This is a genomic window from Terriglobales bacterium (genome assembly GCA_035454605.1).
In the GTDB taxonomy this organism is placed as follows: Bacteria; Acidobacteriota; Terriglobia; order Terriglobales; family Acidobacteriaceae; genus DATMAB01.
Genome location: DATIGQ010000152.1, coordinates 1 through 6,347 on the forward strand (window position 1 = coordinate 1; position 6,347 = coordinate 6,347).

At 63.3% G+C, this 6,347-nt stretch carries 7 protein-coding genes; all 7 read right to left on the reverse strand.

The genetic code is table 11. The annotated features are described in order from the left end of the window. On the reverse strand, positions 1–349 hold a 349-nt coding region (locus VLE48_10940), incomplete at its 3' end, for a hypothetical protein (protein HSA93517.1). Between the two features lie 136 nt (positions 350–485). Further along, positions 486–878 carry a response regulator gene (locus tag VLE48_10945; GenBank protein ID HSA93518.1) on the reverse strand — a complete coding sequence of 131 codons (393 nt, stop codon included), beginning with the start codon at positions 876–878 and terminating at the stop codon, positions 486–488. A gap of 178 nt (positions 879–1,056) precedes the next feature. Next, entirely contained in the window at positions 1,057–1,725 is a 669-nt protein-coding gene (locus VLE48_10950; GenBank protein HSA93519.1) for a response regulator transcription factor, read from the reverse strand. Beyond that, positions 1,722–3,191, reverse strand: coding sequence for a PAS domain S-box protein (locus tag VLE48_10955; GenBank protein HSA93520.1), 1,470 nt, complete (start codon positions 3,189–3,191; stop codon positions 1,722–1,724). The genes VLE48_10950 and VLE48_10955 overlap by 4 nt, the downstream gene beginning before the upstream one ends. 153 nt (positions 3,192–3,344) lie before the next feature. Next, positions 3,345–4,505 carry a M48 family metallopeptidase gene (locus VLE48_10960; GenBank protein HSA93521.1) on the reverse strand — a complete coding sequence of 387 codons (1,161 nt, stop codon included), beginning with the start codon at positions 4,503–4,505 and terminating at the stop codon, positions 3,345–3,347. Positions 4,506–4,614: 109 nt separating this feature from the next. After that, positions 4,615–6,057 (reverse strand): phosphoglucomutase/phosphomannomutase family protein, encoded by a 1,443-nt coding sequence (locus VLE48_10965; GenBank protein HSA93522.1) that lies wholly within the window; start codon positions 6,055–6,057, stop codon positions 4,615–4,617. A gap of 99 nt (positions 6,058–6,156) precedes the next feature. Beyond that, positions 6,157–6,347: hypothetical protein (locus VLE48_10970; protein ID HSA93523.1), on the reverse strand; the 191-nt coding region annotated here is incomplete at its 5' end.

The following is a 6,347-nucleotide window of genomic DNA, read 5'->3' on the forward strand; positions in this document are numbered from 1 at the left end:
GTGCTTCCGAAACCTGGGCCACATTGGCTTGCGCAGATTCGAGAAGCTGGTCTGACCGCAGTTCCGCGGCGAATTCCCGGTGGCTGCGCGCCGGCATGAGGCGACGGTGAAGCGGGCCGACCCAGCGGCGGGTTTCCACCAGGCGGGCAGAATCTCCGGGGCGGATGCCGCCGAGCACGCGCTTGAGGCTGAGCAGGGCCCTTCCTCCGCACGCAATGCAGGTAGTACCGCGGGCCGGAGTCAGTGTCTCGCAGTCCACGCACAGGGCAGTTTCCTCCAGGCGTATCTTTTCCGTGCCGGGCTGCGGCCCCAGGTCGAGTAATTGCGTCAAAGCGCGTCGCAAGGTCATTGGCTACTCCGCTGGGCCGGGTCTTTCCGGCCCGTTCTCCTTCACTCAACAAACTGGCGACCCCGGGGCGCTCCGGGTGAATCGCGGGTCGTACAGGCCTGACACTTCCGGGAGCGCCCCGGGATTTAGGCCTCGCTCAGGCCGAACCCGCCACCATGCCGTCACCGGCGACTGCGTTTTTCATTACCCTTTCCATCTCCGCGTTGTCCGCGGGATAGGCCACATAGTCGAAAGCCCCGGCTTCCATGACCTCCAAGTAGTAGTCACAATCGTCGCGAACCGACACCACAATCACCGGCGTCCTACTAGGGAGGCGGGCAACCTCGAGGAGCAAGTCCCGGGCGCTGCCATCCACGAGGTGGTCATCGCAGACCACGAGGGAAACCGGCTGGCGCTTTAGGACCTCAAAGGCTTCAGCGAGCGAAGGGGAAAGAATCGGTGCTACGGCGCAGGATCCCAACAGACCCGACAGCATGCGGATGCGTTCGGGATCGGAAGAGGCAACGACAACGCTAGCGAGAGAAGCCATAGGCTGCTCCTTCGGTTCCGTTCCATTCGCCTCTCACAGGCGCCCGGTTGGCAGGGCGATACCTACCGTGGCACGTTGCACTTGTATGCCGCTCCCCTGTGGGCGGTCAATTCCCCAGTGTCTATAAGTCTCTCTATAACCAAAGTGATATCCGGAAAAGGTGGAGCCTGCAGTGAGCTTAGAGAGCGAAGTACGGTTCGGTGAGATGCACAATCCCCTCGCGGAGGGCGACGGTGATGGCCTCGGCGCGGCTGCCGGCGCCTACTTTCTTGAAGATCTGGTTGACGTGGAGCTTGACGGTGCCCTCGGTGATTCCGAGTTGCGCCGCAATCTCCTTGTTGCTTTTGCCGGTGACGAGGATCTGCAGCACCTCCATTTGACGGCCGGTCAAATGGGGCCTGGTCAACTGGGCGGCCAGTCTTACTGCCAGCGTGGGGAGAATGAAGGTGCGTCCTGCATGGACCTCGCGGATGGCCTCCAGCAACTGCTCGCGCGGACAATCCTTCAGCAGATAGGCCTTCGCACCCGCCCGGATGGCCCGGTACACGTCCTCCTCACCACCGTAAGTGCTGAGAATAATGACCCTGGCCTTGGGCTGCTTCTGGTGGATGGCACGCATGGCCTCGAGGCCCCCCATCTGCGGCATGCGCAAATCGAGGAGCGCCACATCGGGGTGATGGCGGAGGAACTCCTCACAGGCCTGCTGGCCGTTCACGGCCTCGGATACGACTTTCATATCCCGCCGACGATTGATGAGCGCCGCCAGGCCTTCGCGCACCACGGGATGGTCATCTGCAACGAGAACCCGGATGGGCCCAGAACGCCGGCGAGCCGAGCGCTTCTTCACGAGCGCGCACCGTCGTCGCTTTTAGCCCCCGCCGGAACCGTAACTTCCACCCGTGTTCCCTTTCCGCGGCTGCTCTCATGCACGAGGCGCGCGCCGATCTGCTTGGCACGCTCCTGGAGGCTGATGAGACCAAAGCCCGGGCGCCTTCTCTTTAGGGCTAACCCTTTGCCATCATCTGAAACGCAAAGCCGTGTCTGCTGCGAGTCGTACTCCAACTCGACGCGGATGTGCTCGGCCCGGGCATGCCTGAGGGCGTTGCTCAGCGCCTCCTGACAGATGCGCTGCAGGTTCTCCTCCACCTCCAGCGAGTGCGGAAGGTAGATTCCGCGGAGGCTGAATTCCACCTGGGCACGGGTGCCCGGGTTGATCGCCGCCACCATCTCCCGGAGGACGCTGACCAGGTTCTTGGCCGACGCAGGACGCATGGCCAGGACGGAGCGACGGGCTTCCTCCAGGCTGCGGCGCGCCAGCTCGCGCGCCCGGCGGATGTGATGGCGCACTTCTTTGGGATCATCGGCAAGGGCATCCTCCGCCCCTTCGAGATGCAGGGTGATGCCGGCAAAGCCCTGGGCGAGCGTGTCATGAACGTCCCGGGCCACCCGGTTGCGCTCTTCCAAGAGGGCGGTTTCCTTCTGTTTCTCCAGCAACTGCCTGTGGACGGTGACGTCGCGCATGATGGCGACTGCGCGCATACCCTCGCTGGTTTCGATGGGACTCAAGGTGATGTCCACCGGGAACTCGGTGCCGTCCTTGCGGAGGGCATAGAGTTCCAGCCCCGCAGCCATGGTGCGGGCGACCGGCTGGCGCATGTATTCACCCCGATGCGCGACGTGGCGGCTGCGGAACCGCTCCGGCATCAGCATTTCCAGCGGTTGGCCCGCCAACTCATCCCGGGCGTATCCCAGCATTTGCTCCGCGTGCGCGTTCACAAGAACGATTTTGCCGCTCGGGTCCATCATGATGATGCCATCCGGCGCCGATTCCACGATGGCCTGAAAGTGCCTTTCTGCCCGTTTGAGGTCGGTGAGGTCCTTGCGAATGATGAAGACACCCAACACCTGTCCGTTGACGCCAATCTCCGGAATATAGTCAATGCGCACGTACCGGCGTTCGTTGCGACGGCCGCTAGTCAGCCATCCTTCATACCTGGCGGGCTTGCCCAAGACTGCTTTCTGGATGTAGGGCCCAAGAATGCGGTAGCCTTCGGCGCCCACAATCTCCGCAAAGTGGCCCCCCGTCAGGTCCTCCCCTGGCTCGGCAAAGAACCTCTGATACGCCTGATTGGCGAAGCGAAAGCGCAGCTCGGAGTCCACATAGGCGATGAGTTCCTTGAGGGAATCGGCGATGACGTAGAAGCTCTGTTCCACACCGTGCAGGTTCCGCATGGTGAGTTCTTTATTATTGGCGCCAGCCTTGCCGGGAGAGGTGGCGATCTTTTGTTGCTTGCGTTGCGGTTTCGCCTTCATCGTCGCCTGAAAATCGCGGTTGGAAAACTGACCGTGGGGCACCTTGGAAACGCGTGCCGGGCCCCGCTGCGCTCATGGGACTCACGCGAAGACGGTGAGAGTCTCTCTCGGGCGGACCGGTACGTCAAGCTGCGACGTTTTCGACCGTGGACTCTAAGGAGACGCCGCTGAGCAGGAAGCCTGCTCCTTGGCGGCGGCGAACTTCTCGGCGGCGGCGATACGGCGCGAAATCGCGGGGTGGGAGTGGAAGAGCCACTCCACTAAGCGCGAGGGAGTGCGTTCGGCGAGGTTCTGCGCGCACAGCTTGTTCAGCGCGCTGATGTAGGGCGCGACGCTGGGCACGGCTTGGAAAGCATAGCGGTCGGCCTGGCGCTCGTTGTGGCGCGACCAGGCGTTCATCACCGGCATGAGCAGGAGCGAGAGCACGGTCGAGACCAGGGCCAGGAGCGGGAGGCTGGCGAAGTCGGCCAGGGTCTCAAACATGTGGCGCTGTTCGACGGCGTAGCGCAGCGCCTGGTTCGCGGCCCAGAACCCGAAGAACGTGGTCACGACGTGCACCGCGATGCTCTTGGGGATATGGCGATGCACGTGGTGGCCGAGTTCATGGGCGAGGACGGCCTCGATCTCGTCGTGGGTGTAGTTCTGCAAGAGCGTGTCGGCCAGCAGGATGCGGCGCGTGGCGCCTAACCCAGTGAGGGCGGCGTTGGCCTTCCTGCTCTTCTCGGAGAGCTTCCATTCGTAGACGCCGCGCACGCGGGTGCCGGCGCGCTCGCCCAACGCAGTGAGCCGGCGCTTGAGTTCTTCATCCTCCAGGGGCGTGAACTTGTAGAACAGCGGGAAGAGCACCACGGGCGCGATCTGCGCGAAGAACAGGAAAAGGAAGATGAACACGAACCAGGCGGCCAGCCACCAGTACTGCGGCCACATGCGAATGGCCAGATAGATGAGTTCCACCACGATAGTGGCGATGACGAGGCCGACGAGGAATCCTTTGAGCTGGTCCCAGGCCCAGGAGCCGAGCTTCTGATTGGAAAGCTGGTAGCGATGCTCCAGGCGGAAACTGTAGACATCGAGGCCCAAGCCCAGCAGCTTGCTGGCCGCCAGCAGCATGAACACATAGAGAAAAACCGCGAACCAGTAACTCTCAAAAGACGCGCGCACCGCCACGTCGCGCAGGCCGCGAGTCCAGCCGGTGGCCAGCAGCACGAACAGGAAGACCAGGCCGAGGACGAAATCCGCGATGGCGAGCCAGCGCTTGGTGCGGTTGTAGGCCCGGGCTTCGGGAGTGTCGGGCGGGTTGGAGGGGGGAATCAAGGGTGGCTCTTGGGGTCTGCTCTCCGCCTTAGGCTTTTGGCTCCTAGCTTCTAGCTCCTAGCTTCTGGCCGAACGAACCTCCGATTGGACGATTGAAGGGCGGTATCGGTTACCCGTTTCGTGCGGTCGTCGTTGTTTGAGCCGCGACGAATTCTTCAGCCTGGCCCAGAATATCGCGCATCAGGTCGGGTGAGGCAGCTTCTGCGTAGAGCCGTAGCAACGGCTCGGTACCCGAAGCGCGGACCAGAAGCCAGGGCTCGGCGCCGGAGCCGTCACGCGGCGCATCGAGAAACAGCTTCACGCCGTCCACGCTCTCGCGCCGCAGAATGTGATAGCGACCGACGGCGGTGGTCGCGTCGCCTTCGGCGCGGCGTATCGCTGCCCACTTTACCTCATCCGGGATGTGCAGGTCGCGGCGTCCGTAGTAGTGCGCTCCGAATTCCTGCTGGAGCTGCGCGACCAGTTGTCCGAGCGTCTTGCCTTCCTCGGCCATGACGCCGGCCAGCAGCAAGGCGTTGAGGGTGGAATCGCGTTCGGGCAGATGGCGCTTGATACCGATGCCGCCGGATTCCTCGGCGGCGATCAGGACGTCGCGCTCCATCATCAGCGCGCCCAGATACTTGAAACCGATGGGAGTCACGTGCATCCTGCGTCCGAAGCGAGCGGCGATGCGATCCGCCATGTGAGTGGAGTTGAAGGCGCGGGCGACCTCGCCCGGCCACTGGCGGCGCGCCAGCATCCAGTGGAGCAGGATGCAGAAAATCCTGTGGGGATCGACGAAGGCTCCGTTCTCATCCACGGCGCCGATGCGGTCGGCGTCGCCATCAGAAATGAAGCCGGCGTGAGCGCGCTCGCGCACCACGGCTTCCTGGGCCAGGCGCACGTGGGGCTCGATGGGCTCCGGGTTGATGTCGGGGAAGAGCGGGTTGACGTCATTACGGATCTCGACGTGCTCGATGCCGTGCTGGCGGAAGATGCCGGCCAGCACGCCGCGCCCGGAACCGTACATGACGTCGATGACGAAGCGGAAGCCAGCGCCCGCAATGCGCTTCATGTCCACCAGGCGGGTGATGGCCTGGACGTAGTCGGGCTTGAAGTCGGCCTTGGTGATGGCAGCGGGCGTGCCCCTGGGCGCGGCGCCGGAGCGCAGCTCCTCCTCGATCTTTTTCATGATTTCGGGCGAAGCCGAGCCGCCATAGCGCGCCTTCACCTTGAGGCCGTTCCAGTTCCAGGGATTATGACTGGAGGTGACCACCACGCCGGCGGCGAGTTGATGATGGTGGACGGTGAAAGAAACCACCGGCGTGGGCACGTAATCGTTCGAGAGCAGGACCGGAATGCCGGCGGCAGCCAGGGTTTCCGCGACCAGATCGGCGGCGCGGGGAGAGGCAAAGCGGGTGTCATAACCGACGGCCACGCCCCGGCCTGCGTCTTCATGCTTCAAGACGTAGGCAGCGATGGCCTGGGCGACGCGGCGCACGTTCGAGAAGGTGAAATCGTCGGCGATCAGGCCGCGCCAACCGTCGGTGCCGAAGTGGATGTCGGTTCTCAGTTCCCGGTTCTCAGTTCTCGGAAAAACCGCTGTTCGCTGTTGGCTCTTGGCTAGCGGCTACTGGCTTCTAGCTGCTAGCTAAAAGCTAGTGGGGAGCAGCTAGAGAAGGTCCTTTCTTCTCTTAGCTTCCAAATGCTTAACGATCTTGCCCACGTCCTGGGCGCGGTCCCGGGTGGTGATGAGCAGGGCGTCGGCGGTTTCCACGACGACCAGGTCTTTGACCCCAACGGTAGCCACGAATTTGCGCGGCGCGTGAACGTAGTTGCCGGAGGACTCCAGCTCGAAGCGGC

Excerpts from the sequence above, each read along its gene's own strand:
- VLE48_10955 (HSA93520.1), bottom strand. The coding sequence starts at position 3,191 with ATGAAGGCGAAACCGCAACGCAAGCAACAAAAGATCGCCACCTCTCCC.
- VLE48_10945 (HSA93518.1), bottom strand. The coding sequence starts at position 878 with ATGGCTTCTCTCGCTAGCGTTGTCGTTGCCTCTTCCGATCCCGAACGC.